We start from the raw sequence: 18,054 nt of genomic DNA, 5'->3' as shown, positions 1-18,054 counted from the left end.
ACTTTTTTTATAGTTTGATAAAAATTCTATTTATAAGCTTTTTTCATAATGAAACTAATCTTTCATCATCTTTATCTATCACTCAAATATATTTTTTATCTGAGTTTATAATTTCAACAATTTGATCTAATCATGTATATTCATATTGTAGAGTTTCTTTTTGAGATTTCTTATTTAGATAATCTATAAAACATCAAAACTCTTTTTCTATGACATCCATGGATGTATAATCATCTGCAAAAGATGTATTAATATCTGTAAATACTATCATATCAGGAGATATAGACCTAAGTATTTTTTGTGCTTCTCAATCCTCATCTACTCCCCCACTCAAAAACAACACATCAGGAAAGCTAATTAAGCTTTTAAAAAACTTATACCATGAGTAAAAATAAATTCATATCCATCATTTGATATTTGAATAAGCTGATGGCACATCCAAAAAGTCCAAAACTACACCAAACCAAGTATTATATGGCATATATTTTTTTCTTGTTTTAATTCACGACTTCAGTGCTTCATCTTTTAATTTTTCTCTAATCATTGATTTTTGACTAACTCATACAACCAAAACTACATAAGGTCTCTTTAATAGTTTTAGAAGTTTTACCTGCAAGAAAAAATGCCAGTACATTATATGTTTAAAAATTTTTTTCATAGATTAATAATATAGTATAAATCCTTTTTATACTAATCATTTTAAATTAAATAGCAAGAAATTTTAATTTTAAAAAAGAGTGATTTTTTCACTCTTTTTTAAATATATTTAAGCTGCCTTAGTAATCTCCCTCCTAAGATTAGATATTTCTAATCAGTATGTTCATCTTACTTCTACCAATTCTTTTTCATAGCTTGTAACATCATTTAAAAAATCAACATATGATCTTACTATATCTTCTCTTTGTGCCATATACTCTGCTACCTTTGTAGTTTGATTGCGAATATTTTGATGTTCTAATCATAAATTTTCCATAAGAGATGACTCTGATAAAATTGCTGTATCCAATAACTTCAAAGGTCTATTATCTACAAATATATCAAAACTATTTCAATCATGGTCTACATAATATTCATTTCCTTCATGACTTCATTTATGATTATCCAAAATCCATTTTGTTAGAGAAGCCATAGCAATAAGTTGTTCTTTTCAGTTTATCTCCATATCTAAGGCAACTCAATCATACTCCAAAAGATATTTATTACCAACTTGCTCAAACCTAAAGTTTGAATCTATTTGATTTAGACCCTCTTGTATTTCAGCTCTTTCATTTGTTTCTGCCAATTCGTTTGATTTTTCATAATTATTTCATAATGTTTCCATTTTTTATTTTTATTTTTTAAATACAGTATAATTATACAGAATTTTATTTTTTTGTCAAACAGCAATTTAAAAAATTAATTTATTTTAGAAAAACTTATCAAGAAATTGGTCTAAAACATCAAAAAACTTATCCAAGTCCTCAAAATCATTATATAAGTATACACTTATTCTACAAGTTCATCAAGCTCACATTTCATCAAGATAAGGATGAGCACAGTGTCATCCACATCTTAGACATATATTATTCATTGCCATAAATTCTCAAAATTTTATAGGAGAAAAATTAGAGTTTTTTATTATAAACGAAAAGACACCTACTCTATTTTCTTGAGTTTGTTTTCATATCAATTGAACCTTATCTTTTCTTTTTTCAAATCATTCTATGGCATATTTTACTAAAGACTGTTCTTTATCCCAAATATAATCAAATCATCAAATATCTCTTATATATTCAAAAGCAGCAAGCAAACTAACCGCTCACGACAAATTAGGGGTTCAAGCTTCAAATCATTCAACAGTATCCAAAGACTCATAATCTTCTTTTCAAACATGTTTTATACTTCATCATCATCATATACTAGGATTTAGCTTTTTTAGAAGTTGTTTTTTTCACCATAAAACTCAAATTCAAGTATTTGCCATAACTTTATGTCATGTGAAAACAAAAAAGTCGCATCAAATATCATGTAGATTTATTGAAAAATTTGGCACAGCTTGACTACCATCTACAACAAATAATGTTTCTTCATTCAGCCTTTTTGATATTTTTTTTATATCAAAAATAGTTCAAGTAACATTTGAAACATAGTTTAATGCTACAAGTTTTGTTTTTTCATCATATTTTTTATCAAATTCATCAATATCCAAATCATAATCATCATTTGTTCAAATAAACTCTACCTCAATTCAAAATCTTTCCTTCAACATCAACCAAGGAACTATATTTGAATGATGTTCTGCTATTCACAATAAAATTTTATCTCATTTTTGAAGATATCATGAATAATATAAACTTTCAGCCAAAATATTAAAGGCATAAGTAGAATTATATGTATAAATAATTTCTGACTTTTTAACTCACAAAAAATCAGCTATTAGTTTTTTTGATCTAATATATGCATCTTCTGATTTTTCTGACAAGTGATATAGTCATCTATGTATATTAGAATAATAAGATTCTAGATGATCTTTTATAGAATTAATAACATTAGAAGGCTTTTGAGTAGTTGCACAACTATCTAAATAAACTAATCATGGATTGTTTTTAAATATTGGAAAATCTTTTTTAACATTTTTCATTGTCTTTACAAATATATATTATAAATAACCTCAAGTCAATAAGCCCAATTCTGTATTGGCAAAATTTCTCTAGATCTGTTTATTACAGACATCAAGCACTACCTCACAAGAATGAGTCAGCTTGCACCAGCTAGGGTTTACCACTGACCTATAAATCTTATAGGTTCAGCAGAGGTAGCCCATATTAATGGAACACCCTCACGTTGCACCTTTTATCTTTAATTTTTAAAGATTAGTTTTCGTCTCTGTGGCACTTTCCTTTGCTTTTCCAAGATCCAATAGATGTTATCTATTAGCTATTTATTGGTGTTGGGACTTTCCTCACCTAATTTATCTTTAGGTGTATTGCCTAACTTGAGGTTACCAAAGATTATTCAAAAAAAAAATATTTTCAAGTTGAAAAAAACAAAAAAATGATTAAAAAGGGATAGTATTTATATTTATAAGTAATTGTGAAAAATGAGATATTTCCTTATTTGAATAATGATATTATCCTGAATTGCATTTGTTATCAGTGTTTTACTTATGAGTCCAAAATGATGATTATGAGTAGGAGTAGGAGGAGCACTTTGATGATGAAGTGATTACTGAAGCCAAAAAAGTCTTGAGTGAACACTTAAAAAATCGGCTGTAATATCTAGTGTTGTTTTCATTATATCATCAATATTTTTACCATATGTAGACTAGATTATGAAAATAACTCATTGAAAATTTTTTAAGTATCTTTACACAATAATAATTGCTATCTGGTGAATTATTACACTTCACATATTTTATTTATTTATTTTTGAAAATTCAGAAGATCAACCAGTAGAAGGATGAACATATGTACATTGAGTGGTATGACAAATTTGATATATTCCATATCTTTCAAACTCTTGAGAGGATAAATTTTTTCAATCATTAATGTTTGATTGATGTTTAGAGCCTTATGTATCATGAACTGATATAAAGTTTAGTGAAAAATTATGTAATGTTAGCACCAATAACTATAGAGAGTTTGAACTTTCAGTAAAAGATTGAATATATTGGCAAGACTGAGAAGAAGTAACTACTGAGGATATATACTTTACTTTTAATGATGTAATTAAAAACAACAAACGAAATTTACAATACCTGAATAACTTCAATAATATCGAAGTTGAAAAAAACAATGATACAGTAAATATAACTTTTCCAAACTCTAGTATAGACAACCATATCATACTATCAGAATTTCTATTACCAAAACATATTTTAGAATGAACAAATACCGAAGAATATATTCAAAATTTTGCTTCAAATCCTATATGAACATCATGTTGAAGATTGCAAGCTTGATCAGCAAACAACAATATAACGTTTGATTTATCAAGTTGTGAAAAAGCATCAGTAGAGCAATACCAAGTGCAATCATTTAACAGCTGGCAAGAACTAGAAGAACACGCACAGCAGACTCAAATTATAGACTCATATATATGAGATAAAAATTTTGATTGATATAGAGAAAACAAAGTTATTCTAAACAACTTTTTATCATTGTTTTTTAATATTCAGTCAGAAAAACTTAATTCTGAGGTTAGAAAGAGTATATGAGCAGAAGTCATAAACAATTTTTATCAAGACGAATATGAAAACTACCTTGTAAAAGACAGATTTCTGTTTGACACAGATATTGAATGATGAGATATTAATCAAACATTAAACAACAGACATCAAGAACTTACTTCTCCAACTCAGGAAGAAAAAGAGCTACCTGAACTTCCAGAACAAATTGAAGAAGGTGAAAATGAATATTATCTTTCATCTATTGATGATACACATTCATTAACATTTAATTTTACTTGAAGTTATGATTCTGTAAGTGTACAAGCATGAGAATGAGCAGAATACCAACTCCAATCTTATGAGTGATGAGAAAGTGCAGACTATAATATAGCTGAAAGATTTTGAAATGTACAAGAATGAGAAAACAATTATATTGTAAGATGATATCAAGATTGACAATCAGAAACCCTTAGTGAACTTACAGTACACTATCAAGAAAAACCTACTATAGATTCCGATCCTGAGTATGAAGAATTTGAGTTAGATTTTGTATACCAAGATAATGATAACAACAAGTTTATCAAAAATAAAATACAAAAAATACTGGAAGAAAATGAAGTAAAAGAATTTTTTAATTTTGAAAAATATGACTCTTACCAAGAATTCCAAGATAGATTAGAAAGCTGAAATTATGATGTTGCCATTAGATGAATTCAAATGTGATTAAAAAAAGATATATCAAATATATTCTTGATAGAAAATCCTATAATCAACCCATCTAGATACATAAACAATGAAATAGCATCAAACATAAACAACTATTTCATAACTGAATGAACTACCAGAGAAGAACTTCTTGAATCTATTCATAATGATTATAAAAATGAAGTTCCTTTTTTAATCTTTTGAAAAGAACTATGACAGATAAACATTAAAGAAAATCTAGATATATCATTTCCAAAAAGATTATATGATTACTGGTTCAAAAAAGAAAATTTAGGAAATATTAATACAACATTCAAAAGAAATATTCACCGGGAAGATGTTTTCAGTTTATCAAATTTTTATAATTTTCTAATAGAGAATTTAGATTAAAAATTAAATTTATGTTTTGATTTGATTTAGTAGAAATTGTTTTTATTGCAACAATCTTTATTTTTTCTATAAGTGTTCATGAATTCACTCATGCATTAACTTCATATATTTTGTGAGATCATACACCAAAAATTCAATGAAAAATCTCACTCAATCCTATTAAACATCTAAGTTTTTTATGATTTTTGTCTGTTTTTTTCATAAATTTCTGACGATGAAAATATACACAAACCAATTATAGTTTTTATAAAAATCCTATCAAAGATCAAATAATTGTAGCAAGTTCTTGACCATTTATAAATTTTTTTATAGCAATAATTGCAGTTTTATTGATTGTTACTTATTCATTTTTTTGGCTTGAAATCACTCATCCAGCAAATATAAATGTAGAGGAAAATTCTATTTTACTTTTTTTGTACCTAACAGCATTTATAAATATCATACTGGCAGCATTAAATATATTGCCAATACCACCATTGGATTGATTTAGATTAGTTAAATTTTTTTATCCTGAAAGTTCAAAAATAATAGAAAAATATTGAATATATCTTGCTTTTGGATTAATTTTACTTATATTTATTCCATATACTTGAAATTTTATTGAATCTACAACAGCAAAAATAGGAGATTTTATTTATTGAATATTGTTTGTGATAGTAAGTAATATATTTTATTAAATTAACCAAAAATAATGTGGCAAAAACTTGAAGAAGTAGAAAAAAGATATAATCAAATCAAAGAAGAACTATGTAACCCAGAGGTTTTTTCTGATAATGAAAAAATGATAAAATTAAATAAAGAACTTACAAATCTTGAACCAACATACAATCTATATCAAGACTACAAAAAATATCACAATAGCCTAGAAGAGGCAAAAGAGATGATAAATACTGAAAAAGATGAAGATTTAATTGAAATGGCAAAAGCACAAAAACAAGAATCTGAAGAAATGCTAGAAGATATATATGAAAAATTTAAAATAGCTATGCTTCCAAAAGATCCAAATGATGAAAAAAATATTTTTATGGAAATAAGACCAGCAGCATGATGAGATGAAGCTGGATTGTTTGCTCTAGAACTTATGAGAATGTACCTAAGATATACCGAATATGCTTGATGGAAAACTGAAATAATTGAAGAAGAAATTAGTGATATATGATGATTAAAATCATGTATAATCAAAATAAGCTGAGAAAATGTATACTCAAAGCTAAAATTTGAAAGTTGAGTTCATAGAGTCCAAAGGATACCAGAGACAGAAAGCTGATGAAGAGTTCATACATCAACTGTTACAGTAAGTATAATGCCAGAAGTTGAAGATGTACAAGTCAATTTAAATAAAAATGATGTAGAATTACATACTTTTGCAGCAAGTAGTGCTTGATGACAAAATGCAAATAAAAATGCAACCTGAGTTAGACTAATTCACAAACCAACTGGAATTATAGTAACTATTTGAGAATGAAAATCACAGCTACAAAACAAAGAAAAGGCATTTCAGGTTCTAAAATCAAGACTTTATGAAATAGAACAAAAACAACATCACGAAAAAATTCAGGAAGAAAAAGCAAATCAAATTTGAAGCTGAGACAGATCTGAAAAAATTAGGACCTACAACTTCCCGCAAGATAGAATAACAGACCATCGTATTAAAAAATCTTGGTCTAATATACCTCAAATAATGAACTGAGAAATAGATAAAATTATAAATGATGTGATGATGGAAAATCAAGCAAAACAACTTGCTTTTGTGAAAGAAGAATAATTAAAATTTTAAAAAATAACTGCAATTAAATGCTTGTTGATACAGTAGAAAACTATGATACTCAAAAAGTAGAATTTCTTAAAAACCTACGGGAAAAAACTATTAAAAATATATCAACAAGAGAAGATCCCAAAAAAATATATTCTTTTCTTTGAAAATGCTGAATTTTGAGTATTGAAGAAAAAACAAAAGAAATATATATATGAGTGCCAAATGAATTTATTCAATCACAAGTAAAAAAATTTTTTAAAAAAGAGCTTGAAGCAAGTATACAAGAAGTTTATAGTGACTGATTCAAAATAAAAATTGCAGTTTATAGTAAATTTCAAAGCTGAAAACATAAGCTACAAATCAATATACAAAAAATTTTGGGAACCAACAACAAAAAAAACACTCCACCAGAAAATATTGATAAAAAAACAAAAGAAAAATTAAAAAATTTCTTTGGAATACTTTTTGATCAAAGATACAAATTTGAAAATTTTGTAGTTTGATGAAGCAATCAGTTGGCATATTCTGCAAGCAAAAAAATATCAGAATCACCCTGAAAAGTTTACAATCCTTTCTTTATATATTGAGATGTATGACTTGGTAAAACTCACTTACTGCAGGCTATCTGAAACTATATAATGAAAACTCAAAACGAAAAAACAATTGTATATTTACCAAGCACAAAGCTTATTGATGAGATAGTAGAGGCAATAAGAAAAAATACTCTCTCCAACTTGATGAAAAAACTTGAACAAGTGGATGTTCTTATCATTGATGATATTCAGTTCTTAGCAAACAAAGAAAAAACTCAAGAAATTTTCCATAATATATTTAATGATTTTCATATAAATCAAAAACAGATCATAATATCTTCTGACCGTCCACCAAAAGAACTTGATCTGCTGGAAGCAAGATTGAAAAGCAGATTTGCACTTTGACTTGTGACAGATGTTAAAAAACCTGACTTTGAAACTAGACTGGCTATAATACATTCTAAGCTTAGGGAAAAATGAGAACAACTTGATCAAAGCCTTTGTGAAACTCTTGCAAAAAACATACAAGACAATATTAGAGAAATTGAATGAGCAATAAACTTAATAATGACAAGAAAAAATTTGTTAGAACAAGAGATATGAGAAAAAGATATATTTGAAGCATTACAAACATTGTGATACAATATAGACAAATCAGAGCAACAACAAGTAAACATAATAAATGCAGAAAACAAAAATACCAAAAACACCAAAAGCTTTTGAAAAATAGTAGAATATGTATCAAATTATTATGATATATGAATATTTGATATAAAATGAGAAAGTAGAAAAAAAGAAGTTAGTATGGCAAGACAAATGCTTATGTATATTGCAAAAGAACATTTTTGATGGACACTTGAAAAAATATGAGATTATTTTGGTTGAAAAAATCATGCAACAGTAATTTATGCTATAAACAATTTTAAAAAATTACTAAAAAACAATAAACAAGCATACAATGATTATCAAAATATAATACAAGATTTCAAGTAGTATAAACTTGGAAAACCACATAATAATTTTAGAAAAATAAAGATTTTTAATGGAGTGGATACTCAATTTGGAACAGTTGGAAAATTTTAGAAAAACAAAAAAGCTACAACCTTTTAGAATAAAACAAATCAAGCAAGAAATATTCAAAAACAGCAATATAAATTTTGAGGATATGACGACCCTATCCAAGGAGTTAAGAGAACAATTAAATAACAGTTTTTATATTAGTTCACTAACTCTAAAAGAACAAATTGATTGAGAAGAAAGCACAAAAATTTCATTTACCACAAAAGACAACAATATAATCGAAACTGTGATTTTATATCACTATCATTATAATTGAGACCAAAAAAAACTAAATAGAATAACACTATGTGTTTCTACACAAAAATGATGCCCTATATGATGTGATTTTTGTATTACTTGAAAACTTGGATTTGCAGGTAATCTTACTACAGAAGAGATCTTAAGTCAAGTACTGGTTGCCAACAATATAATCAAAAATAAACTTTGAAAAAAAGAAGACTGAACATTACATAAAGTAAGAAACATTGTTTTTATGGGTATGTGAGAACCTTTATTAAACTATGAAAATCTGAAAAACTCCCTCTTTTTTATGCTTGAACAAAATTACTTATCACTTAGCAAAAGACATATAACAATTTCTACTTCTTGACTTATTCCACAAATAGAAAAGCTAGTTGAGGACAATTTAGAAGTTATGCTAGCAATTAGTTTGCATGCACCAAATCAAGAATTAAGGAAAAAAATGATGCCTGTTAGCCAGAAGTATCCCCTACAAGACCTTATGAAAACTTTGGATTGGTATGAAAACAAAACAAAAACCAGAATATTTCACGAGTATATTCTTATTAAAAATTTAAATGATTCGGAAAACCATGCTATCCAACTTTCAAAACTTCTAAAATCAAAAAACTGTCATGTAAACCTTATACCATTTAATGAAAATCCTCTTACACCAAATTATCAAGAACCAAATCCAGAAAAAATAGAAAATTTCAAAAAAGTCTTGGAAAGAAATTGAATTACCAGTACATTAAGAAATAGTCTTTGAAGAAAAGAAAAATGAGCATGTGGACAACTTTGATGGGACAAAGTTTCTAAATAAAATTATTTTTTTGCCAATATAATCTGCCTTCATACAAGTTGGCCATCTCTTTTATATGGTTTTCACAATTTTTCAAAGTCAAACTCCATATTTCATTTTTCTAACTTGTTTAAAACTCAAAATCAATAATTTGTCATTTTTGAATAAATAGGAAAACAAAAAACCATGCATATATTATCATAAAATTTTGATATATTTTGCAAAAAAGCATTATAAAGATTGTAGATATCTTCGTGATTTTTGGTTAGCATTTTTTGAGTAGTATTATTATTTATTACTGGTCAAAGCCATCATTCTGTAACTATACAATCCACATTATTTAAAAATTTTTTTTCAAATGGAGTTTTAACATCGTTTTTGAACAAAGTAAATTGCATATTTTTATAATAATCTGTTTGTTTCCAAAAAGATAAGTTCTGCTTTGCTGGAGTTGTATTTATATCAGATCACAAAAAGTTATATCAAAAATAATTTGCCACAAATCAAGTTGTTCAAAATCACACAAAAGGGTCATATATAGTTTCAACTTGTCAAGTAGCTGATCACGTACACAAATTGATCATTATATGAGCCAGTTTTGAAGGCATCATTCAAACTTTCATTCATCTTGATGGTTTTTGATAATCTATTGTTTCATACAAATCAATTTTTTGATATCATTCTACCAACAAAACTTTATCTTCAAAAAACAAAAATTCTTTTCAATGATTTTTGACCTCAAGATCTGTATTTTCTGGTTGTATTAATTTGAACTTTTTGATTCAAAATGTTTTTTTTAGCTTCAATCAAAAGGTTTTACTATTGGTTCAGATAATATCTTTATTGTTTAGATAATTTTTAATTTGATCAAAACTAATTATTTTTCAGTATTTTATCACTCATCAAAGCTTATCTAAATCATCTGGATTGTAGCTGTCAATCAAAAGGATATTTTTTGATATTCTTTTGAAAGAATCAAATCAGAATAATTTTAGCTCTTTTGATGATAAATATGAATTTTTTCAGGTTACCACAAAATACATAATCCAATTAAATGTTATTAAAATAATTCTTTAAGCACTTCTTTTGCTTTTTCAAGTTGATTATCAACATTTTCAGTTTCATATTTATCGGTATCAAATTCTACTTTATGATCTGGCTCTAATCATTCTCATTCTACTGTTTCTCAAGAAGGTGTAAATCGCTTTCACATAGTATATTTAAGTGATGATCAATCTTGGAAATCATGAAGAGTTTGTATTGATCATTTTCAAAAAGTTTTTTCTCAAACTATTTGTGAATCCAAATTTTCTCTTAGGGCAGCTGCTATAATTTCTGAAGCTGAAGCCGAAATTTGATCTACCAGTATAACTACAGGTTTGTCTTGCAACTGATGATATCAACTAGAGTTGTACTCATCTCAAGGCTGAATAGTATAATCTGTAGTTACTATAGTATCTCACTCCGGCAAGAAATATGATGCTATTTCTACTGCCATAGGCAAAAATCCTCATCAATTTCACCTCAAATCAAGTATTATTCAATCAAGAGTTTCTTCTTGTAAATCCTGTATAACATTACTCAAAGCCTCCTGAGTATCTTCTCAAAAGATAGATATTTGAATATATCAAGCTGTGTTTCAGTTCAGATCTTTTTTTTCTCACCTTACTGATGGAACATTCACTTCGGCTCTTTCAACCTCAACTGTAAAAGTCTCTCTTTCTCAATCTTCTTCTCTAGATATTTTTAATTCTACTTTTGTTCATTCTTCTCAACGAATTTTTTCTACTGCTTCTGATAAAGACAAGTCTGAAGTAGATTCTCAATCCACCTCCAATATAATATCCATTGGCAGTAATCATGCACTTGAAGCAGGCGACTCAGGCATCAACTCTTCTATCATAACTCAATTATCTCTTTTTGTAACTACTGCTCATATTCATTCAAAATCTTGATTTCATTCTAGTCATTCTTGGAAAGACTGATTTTCTTCAGAAGATAAATAGTTATTATAAGGATCTCAAGTTTCTTCTACAAAACTTCTCAATGCAGAATCAAACATATCTTCAAAATCTAATTCATCACTACGATAATACTCTGACTCCAATATAGACCATACTTGATATATTTTATCAAATCTATCATTTTCATTTTCTAGAGTTTCTTGAGAAGTTCAACCTATAGATGAGAATTTATCTTTTATATCTTGTACCAAACTAGTACTATCAACTCTTACTGTTGTATCTGTATACGAAGACAAATGATTATCAAGATAATAAGAATATCATAAAAATGTTATACCTCATCAAAATATTATTCACATAAAAAATAGTATAATTTTTTTAGTTTTTTCCATTTTTTAATTTTTTAAATTTAAATTGTATTGATGTTGAATGTATATATATTTTTATATATACAATTTTTCTGTATAAAATTCAAATTTTAAACTATAATATAACTTTTAATTTAATTTAATTCAACTCACTCATACACTTCAAACACTTTTCATTTTTTCACAAACACTACATCAATTCTTATTTCTCCCTGATGATAGTGCTTTTGCAAGTAATATTGTATAGTTTTTTCTAGATATTTCAACTTTTTTTTAGTTATATAATCATGCAAATCATCTATTCAGTCAACAATTTTTACTTCTACAAAAACCAAAGTATTATTTTTTTGTAAAATCAAATCTATTTCTCATGTATTGGTAGCAAAATTTTGATCAACAAGCAAATATCAATCATTCTCATAATGATTTTTTGCTACTTGCTCTCATTCATATCATACGGATCTGTTTTGCATTTTATTACATACTGTTGATATAAAAATATTATTAATTCTTAAACCAATAAAAATGATATATTAAAGCTTTTGAACAGTTTTTAGTTTTATAATTTTCTTATTGAATTTATCCAAAAAATCAATATATATTTGTGATGATTTAGAAAATAATTTTTTTTATGCTTGAACTGGAAATTAAACTTTGGCTGATTTTGACTTTTATAGTATTATCTGTACCTGTTTTTCTATTAGTCAAGAAGTATATACTATCAGCATATCATATAATCAAAAATATTTATCAAAAATTCGAGTACAAAAAAAATTTGGAAAATATAAAAAAAGAAATTATCGAAAAGTCCAATCAACAAAAGAACACTTCACAAGAATCCACCCAAGACCCGAACACCAAAAAAGAAAATCAAGAACTACTCAACAAAAAAATAGAAAGAATCATTTATCAAGCAAAATTTCTAAAAGAAAAATGACAAATTGAAAGTTATGAGCAAAAATTAATTGAATGACTTTCTTATGATAATGAAAATATTGATTTGCTAAAAATGTTATCGGATCTATATTTTTCCCTAGGAAACAACAAAAAAGCATTACCATTATTGAAAAAAGTTTTGGAAAAAGATGCAAACGACCACAAAGCTATCTGGCAAGTATGACAAATTTATTTTGAAAAAGAAGACTTCCAAACTGCAAAACTACTAATAAACAAAGCAATTCTTTTGAAAAATGACAATCCCAAATATCATGTAAGTATGGCAGAAATAATGTACAGTCTTGATGATATAGAAGAGTCTATTAATTATATGGAAAATGCTGTAAAGCTAAGACCTCACAACATAAATTATCTTTTGGCTATTGCAAGTCTTTTGGAAGAAATTGGAGACAAAAATGAGGCTAAAAAATATTACTTCAAAGTACTTGAATCAGACCAGACAAATGAACTTGCAAAAAGCAAAGTAAATCAAATTTAAAACTTAATATTACAAAATGGCAAGAAAGAAAAAAAATAAAATACTTATAATATTTATAGCATTTACTATAATGATATTGATATTTTGATTGTTGTGATCTTGATTAATATATCTTTTTGATGATTCTCAACAACCTCAAGAACAACAAGAAATAGAGTTTGAACCATGAGAAGAAATAGAGTTTGAACCATGAGAAGAATTAGAAATAGATGATTTAGACCCAGGAGAAATAGATGGTGAAGTAGATATAGATCAAGATGAAGAACTGGATTTGGATCAGCCTGAACAAGAAGAAGAACCAACTGATACTGAATCAGAAACAAACAACGACCATCAAGACACACAAAACAGTGAAAATCAGTAAGATTATATCAGAAAATTTAATTTGTACACAAAAAATTATTAATTATTATCATACAAAAAAGAAATATCTATAAATTCCCTGAATTTAGGTATTTCTTTTTTAATTACTTGTTTTTGTTTTTTGTTGTAAAATACTTTATAAGCTTTGTTTTCTTCACTATCTGATAAAACTTTGAATTTGTTGTCTATAAATTCTATAGCACAGTTATCTGATATGGCTATTCAAATATCTTTGTATTTTTTTATGAATTCTTCGAAATCTTTTATTCTTTCTTGGTTGGAAAAATGAGGACAATGTATTCATTTAAGCAAACCAAGTCATCTTACTTTGATATATTTTCGGTTATCTTCTGATTTAAAAGACATTGAATCACTGTGTCCTGCTTCAAACCAGCATATACTACCAGCACTTAGGCCGGAAAGGACTGTTCAATTCTGATGAGCTTGTTCTAAAAGCTTATCAACTCAAAGTTTGCGCCACTTTTTCATCATTTTCAAGGTGTTTCCTCATCAAACATAAATAAGATCACTTCATAAAATTTTTTCTTTAATCTCTTCAAAATCAGGTTTTTTACTCAAAAGATACAAAACATCTGGATTACAGCCAAGATGGTGTCAGTAAATATTCTTGAAGGTTTCTATATATCAAGTAGCTTCCTTGCTTGCAGTTGGGATAAACAGTGCTTTGGGGTTTGTTTTATTGGTTAGCTCTACTACTCTTTTGTCAAAAGTAAGTGTTTCGTGGTTTTTGATTTCTCATCCTCCGATAGCTACTATTTTTCACATTTTGAGATTTTTATGGAATAAATTTAGAAGAATTTTCCAAATAACTTCTTGATCTAATCTATTCAAACTTTGTTATAACATAGTTTAATTAATTTTGATTTGAAATAAAGCCAGGCAAAATATTTTATCTATAATTAAGGTTTTCAAGTTCTTGTTCAAAATTTTCTTTGAATGACTCAGACTCTGTGAAAACCGGTCTTACCAGCTTAAATACTAACTCAGACTTATAAATTCAGTTAGTAGCATCTATAACCAAGTGTCCATTTTCATCCTGTGGAAAATGATTATTTTTAGGAGATTCCAACTGACTCAATAAATCATACCTTAGATAATTTTTTTCTCTAATTGAATCTTTACTAATATCATTATTTGATTTACCCTTCTGTCTAATATTATCAAAAGTATATATCATATTCTGTTGTAGAAATTTGCTTCAAACCTGATAATTTTCCAAAAAGATAACCGACAATAGTTCTCTTGTTTTTCTAAACAATACTTTTAGTTGTTTTTTTTCTTTTTTATCTTTATCATAAACTACTATGATTCATATTTTATTTGCTTTAGGACCAATAGAGTCCATTAATTCAAATTTATAACTAGGAGAACAACTTCACGACTTAGCTGTTTCGTTATTCACAACAATAGAAGATCTTTCAGAGAAAAAATCATTTATACCAGAATCATCAAATGGTCTATGAATATAAGTTACACTACAATTAGATAAAGTACAACTATCTTTTACAGAAATATTTTCAATAGTTATATCATCAAGGAAACAATCTACAAAACTTATATTATATAAATCTATATTTTTAAAGTAAGCATTTTTAAAGCTACATTTCTCAAATCTGTATTCAACAGCTTCTTTTTCAGTTAAATCAAATATTGCTCATGAAAAATCCCTATTTCTTAGTAGTTTTTCAGATTTATTACCGGATTTTTCAAAATCATCTTCCATAGAGTTTATATTTATACAAAACCCTTCAAATCATAAATTTTCTTCCAAAACTTTATTATACTCTTCTTTGGTCAAAGCTTCTCATGTATTTCTTTTACTCAATGTTCTAGATTTAACTGGATCTAAAATACAAGATAGTTTTTCTGAAACTTTTTTTGGTACATTAGATAATCTTTGTTTTATAGTAGCATTTGTATTGTTTGTATTGTTCTCTAAGTTTTTACTCATTTTTTGTATACTAATTATAGTTAAAAATCCTAAACCATATTATCATCATAAAAACTTGAAGTTAATCAGTTTTCCAACAAAAATAGATGAATATTTTATAATTTATTTTCCAAAAAATGCAAGTAATGTTTTGAGTTAATCAAACCTATCACTCCTCCTCATCATACAAATAAGCTCTTATCTCAAATCTGGTCATACCAGTCATCATCAAAGCCATTTTGATATAATTGTTCAATCTTGATAGATTTCTTCTTTTTTCTATATACATATCCCAGTCTTTTCATTTTTGTTGTTTTTCCCAGTCTTCAAAACTATCCTTGGCTTCCTGTATGCTAATGTTTGAAATCTCATCAAATCAATCCCTGAAATCTTGGGACAACTCCTCTTCTATTTTGTCAAAAAAATTTTGGAGGAACTCCTTGCCTGTTTCATTTGTTTGAGGTTTGAAATACATCCATTCGGGAAGTTCTGAATTTTCTGTGGTGATTTTATAATAGTTTTTTAATCTGTTAACAAAATCAATTAGTGTTTTCCAAAGCTCTTGTCTACTAGTATCAGTTTCAGACTCTTTGATATCCAAATCTTCTGCTCATTTGAGAATTTCATTTTTCATATACTGTAGTTGATCTATCAAATCAGGTTGAGCTTGGAATATTAGTTGTTCATCTCAATAATTATCTTTTTGGTCTTGTAGAAGATTTATCAGGGTTTCTGTATCCTCTTTTTTTGTTTGTAGTTTTGTAGGAAGTTTGGACATTTTGTTTTTGTTTATGAGATAAAATAAATATATTTTATCAAAAAGTAGTTATTAATTATTATACAACATCAAAAAAAATATTTCAAGAAAACCTCTCAAAGATTGTTACAAAAATAGTGCTTTACTCCATCCTTTTGGTAACAAACCGTAAGAGTAGAATACTCCATCCCTTTTGTTACAATCTTTAGGAGTGGGGGTACTCCATCCCTTTTGTTACAATCTTTTGGAGGGGCTACCCCAGTCTTGTCCGAAACCTTATTAAGAGTATTTATAATAATTTAAATATTTCTTTTTAAGAAGATCAACATCTCCTCAGATTGCTATTGCTAGCTCAATTAAAATTAATTCATCTAATTCAGCAATAAATCTTCTTTTAGCTTCTTTGTAGGATTTTATACTGTTTTTTGATTTATATACTATTACAAGTATTGATGTTATTAGTGTCATATATAGCATATTCATTATTCAATTCTTTGATCTTGATACAAAATGACTAAATCAAAATTCTTGTTTTATAAATCTAAAAAATACTTCTATATCCCATCTCCTTGCATAAAATTCTGTTATTTCTTCTGCTGTGAAATTATACATATTTGTTATAAATAAAAATACTTCATTTTTTTGATTTATTGCTTTTATTAATCTTAATTCTTTTTCTAATATATCTCATCATTTTCAATATAATTTTACTATTTCATCACATTCTAACACTAAATTTCATACTTTTATTCATTCTACTTCTTTATTTTGTCTTATAACTTGATACTTAGTATTTTGTCTTAATCTACTTACAAAATTTGTATTTTTATCTATTAGCTTTGAATAAGTTTCTCTTTTTTGAACTCATCTATCAAATAATAATATTTGATTTTTAGATGTTGTCTCTTGTAAAATAGTTTCTCATAATGCTACATCTTCACTACTTGCTTTTTGCTCTTCATAAACTGAAACTTTATTTGGCAACAATCACTTTAATCAGACTGTAAATTTTATATGTCTTTCATCTGGACTTCATGCTTTTATTCAAAACTTAAGTAGTTTTTCTGATATTCAAACTAATGTAGAATCAAATCTCTTTAGCACCACCTTCATTTTTGTTGCTCATATTTTTAATACTTTTTCAAACTTTTTACTTATTTCTTCAAACAATTTCTCAAAGAATTTATAATCCATGTTTATAAGTCTATCACTTATAGTTGTATGTCTTGTTTGTTGTTCTCATTTATCTGCATATTGAGTAAATTCAGGACTGTTATATATTGATGCTAATGTTCTTTGTGTTAAATTATCTCAATCTAATATTCACATTAATAACAGTTTAAACATTACCTTTCAACTCATTTTTTTAACTTGATGATTTATATTACAGTTTTTTTCTAATTTTTCTATAAATTCATCAGGTATTATTTCTAATATCTGTTTTACATTAATTCCTTCCATATTTAAATATATTTTATTATTTTAAATGCTATACTTATAGCTTTTTTTATAATAAAATCAATGTTTCGGACAAGACTAGGGTCACCCCCTAAAGTATTCATTGGAAGTTTGAAGGGGAGGTTT

At 26.7% G+C, this 18,054-nt stretch carries 18 protein-coding genes and 1 other RNA gene; 8 read left to right on the top strand and 11 right to left on the bottom strand.

Features of this window, described 5'->3' with window-relative positions; all coding sequences use genetic code 25:
* Window positions 1-7: 7 nt before the first annotated feature.
* The 4 genes from HLG78_RS05010 to rnpB all read right to left on the bottom strand — a co-directional run bounded on the left by HLG78_RS05010 (window position 8) and on the right by rnpB (window position 2,981).
* Complete coding sequence (locus tag HLG78_RS05010; protein WP_231177825.1) at window positions 8-658, bottom strand: hypothetical protein; 651 nt, start codon at window positions 656-658, stop codon at window positions 8-10.
* 108 nt (window positions 659-766) lie between these two features.
* On the bottom strand, window positions 767-1,321 hold the full coding sequence (locus HLG78_RS05005; RefSeq protein ID WP_231177822.1) for a hypothetical protein: 555 nt from the start codon (window positions 1,319-1,321) through the stop codon (window positions 767-769).
* An 84-nt stretch (window positions 1,322-1,405) separates the two neighbouring features.
* Window positions 1,406-2,620, bottom strand: coding sequence for an aminotransferase class V-fold PLP-dependent enzyme (locus HLG78_RS05000; RefSeq protein WP_231177814.1), 1,215 nt, complete (start codon window positions 2,618-2,620; stop codon window positions 1,406-1,408).
* Window positions 2,621-2,643: 23 nt separating this feature from the next.
* An RNA gene (gene rnpB, locus HLG78_RS04995) (RNase P RNA component class A) lies at window positions 2,644-2,981 on the bottom strand.
* A gap of 98 nt (window positions 2,982-3,079) precedes the next feature.
* Here rnpB and secG point away from each other — a divergent pair.
* Genes secG through rlmN form a run of 6 tightly spaced genes read left to right on the top strand, consistent with a single transcriptional unit; the run spans window position 3,080 to window position 9,653 of the window.
* Window positions 3,080-3,307, top strand: a complete 228-nt coding sequence (gene secG, locus HLG78_RS04990) for a preprotein translocase subunit SecG (protein WP_231177811.1) — start codon at window positions 3,080-3,082, stop codon at window positions 3,305-3,307.
* A gap of 3 nt (window positions 3,308-3,310) precedes the next feature.
* Complete coding sequence (locus tag HLG78_RS04985; RefSeq protein ID WP_231177808.1) at window positions 3,311-5,242, top strand: ABC transporter substrate-binding protein; 1,932 nt, start codon at window positions 3,311-3,313, stop codon at window positions 5,240-5,242.
* An 11-nt stretch (window positions 5,243-5,253) separates the two neighbouring features.
* Complete coding sequence (locus HLG78_RS04980; protein WP_231177806.1) at window positions 5,254-5,919, top strand: site-2 protease family protein; 666 nt, start codon at window positions 5,254-5,256, stop codon at window positions 5,917-5,919.
* Between the two features lie 14 nt (window positions 5,920-5,933).
* Window positions 5,934-7,007 (top strand): peptide chain release factor 1, encoded by a 1,074-nt coding sequence (prfA, locus tag HLG78_RS04975; protein WP_231177802.1) that lies wholly within the window; start codon window positions 5,934-5,936, stop codon window positions 7,005-7,007.
* Between the two features lie 29 nt (window positions 7,008-7,036).
* On the top strand, window positions 7,037-8,524 hold the full coding sequence (dnaA, locus tag HLG78_RS04970) for a chromosomal replication initiator protein DnaA (RefSeq protein WP_231177797.1): 1,488 nt from the start codon (window positions 7,037-7,039) through the stop codon (window positions 8,522-8,524).
* A gap of 49 nt (window positions 8,525-8,573) precedes the next feature.
* A complete protein-coding gene (gene rlmN / locus HLG78_RS04965) occupies window positions 8,574-9,653 on the top strand; it encodes a dual-specificity RNA methyltransferase RlmN (RefSeq protein WP_231177793.1) in 1,080 nt (359 codons plus the stop codon).
* A gap of 2 nt (window positions 9,654-9,655) precedes the next feature.
* On the opposite strand, the gene HLG78_RS04960 is transcribed toward rlmN, so the two are convergent.
* The 3 genes from HLG78_RS04960 to HLG78_RS04950 all read right to left on the bottom strand — a co-directional run bounded on the left by HLG78_RS04960 (window position 9,656) and on the right by HLG78_RS04950 (window position 12,437).
* Window positions 9,656-10,675, bottom strand: a complete 1,020-nt coding sequence (locus HLG78_RS04960) for a DNA methyltransferase (RefSeq protein ID WP_231177790.1) — start codon at window positions 10,673-10,675, stop codon at window positions 9,656-9,658.
* 17 nt (window positions 10,676-10,692) lie between these two features.
* Window positions 10,693-11,988: a S41 family peptidase gene (locus tag HLG78_RS04955; RefSeq protein WP_231177787.1), complete on the bottom strand. Its 1,296-nt coding sequence runs from the start codon at window positions 11,986-11,988 to the stop codon at window positions 10,693-10,695.
* 110 nt (window positions 11,989-12,098) lie between these two features.
* Window positions 12,099-12,437 carry a YraN family protein gene (locus tag HLG78_RS04950; RefSeq protein ID WP_231177784.1) on the bottom strand — a complete coding sequence of 113 codons (339 nt, stop codon included), beginning with the start codon at window positions 12,435-12,437 and terminating at the stop codon, window positions 12,099-12,101.
* A gap of 158 nt (window positions 12,438-12,595) precedes the next feature.
* Between HLG78_RS04950 and HLG78_RS04945 the strand changes: the two genes are divergently transcribed.
* Together HLG78_RS04945 and HLG78_RS04940 are read left to right on the top strand one after the other, a co-directional pair.
* Window positions 12,596-13,399 (top strand): tetratricopeptide repeat protein, encoded by an 804-nt coding sequence (locus HLG78_RS04945; protein WP_231177781.1) that lies wholly within the window; start codon window positions 12,596-12,598, stop codon window positions 13,397-13,399.
* A gap of 16 nt (window positions 13,400-13,415) precedes the next feature.
* On the top strand, window positions 13,416-13,763 hold the full coding sequence (locus HLG78_RS04940; protein ID WP_231177778.1) for a hypothetical protein: 348 nt from the start codon (window positions 13,416-13,418) through the stop codon (window positions 13,761-13,763).
* 38 nt (window positions 13,764-13,801) lie between these two features.
* Here HLG78_RS04940 and HLG78_RS04935 read toward each other — a convergent pair whose 3' ends face one another.
* The 4 genes from HLG78_RS04935 to HLG78_RS04920 form a co-directional block, all read right to left on the bottom strand.
* On the bottom strand, window positions 13,802-14,548 hold the full coding sequence (locus HLG78_RS04935) for a Type 1 glutamine amidotransferase-like domain-containing protein (RefSeq protein WP_231177775.1): 747 nt from the start codon (window positions 14,546-14,548) through the stop codon (window positions 13,802-13,804).
* A 124-nt stretch (window positions 14,549-14,672) separates the two neighbouring features.
* Window positions 14,673-15,734 (bottom strand): hypothetical protein, encoded by a 1,062-nt coding sequence (locus HLG78_RS04930; protein WP_231177772.1) that lies wholly within the window; start codon window positions 15,732-15,734, stop codon window positions 14,673-14,675.
* 145 nt (window positions 15,735-15,879) lie between these two features.
* Window positions 15,880-16,491 (bottom strand): hypothetical protein, encoded by a 612-nt coding sequence (locus HLG78_RS04925; protein ID WP_231177768.1) that lies wholly within the window; start codon window positions 16,489-16,491, stop codon window positions 15,880-15,882.
* Between the two features lie 258 nt (window positions 16,492-16,749).
* Window positions 16,750-17,931 carry an IS4 family transposase gene (locus HLG78_RS04920; protein ID WP_231176183.1) on the bottom strand — a complete coding sequence of 394 codons (1,182 nt, stop codon included), beginning with the start codon at window positions 17,929-17,931 and terminating at the stop codon, window positions 16,750-16,752.
* Window positions 17,932-18,054 lie beyond the last annotated feature (123 nt).

Origin of the sequence: Candidatus Absconditicoccus praedator, from assembly GCF_021057185.1 — a bacterium.
In the GTDB taxonomy this organism is placed as follows: Bacteria; Patescibacteriota; Gracilibacteria; order Absconditabacterales; family Absconditicoccaceae; genus Absconditicoccus; species Absconditicoccus praedator.
This window is presented reverse-complemented; position numbering and strand designations above follow the sequence as displayed.